Source organism: Mesorhizobium sp. M1A.T.Ca.IN.004.03.1.1 (assembly GCF_003997555.1).
GTDB lineage: Bacteria > Pseudomonadota > Alphaproteobacteria > Rhizobiales > Rhizobiaceae > Mesorhizobium.
On sequence record NZ_RZTV01000874.1, the window covers coordinates 1 to 245 of the forward strand.

The window sequence follows — 245 nt, forward strand, 5'->3', positions numbered from 1 at the left end:
GTCGGCGTCGTGCTCGCCTGCAACAATTACGAAATCGTCGATCTCGGCGTCATGGTGCCGGCAACGAAGATCTTGGAAACGGCCATCGCCGAGAAGGTCGATGTCATCGGCCTTTCCGGGCTGATCACTCCGTCGCTCGACGAGATGGTGCATGTTGCGGCCGAAATGGAGCGGCAAGGCTTCGAAATCCCGCTCCTGATCGGCGGTGCCACAACCAGCCGCGTGCATACAGCGGTGAAAATCCA

Annotated in this window: 1 protein-coding gene; it reads left to right on the top strand. The window is 59.6% G+C overall.

What is annotated here, in order from left to right:
• Positions 1-245 (top strand): cobalamin-dependent protein (locus EOD29_RS34180; protein ID WP_164764061.1); only part of this gene is annotated, 245 nt, incomplete at both ends.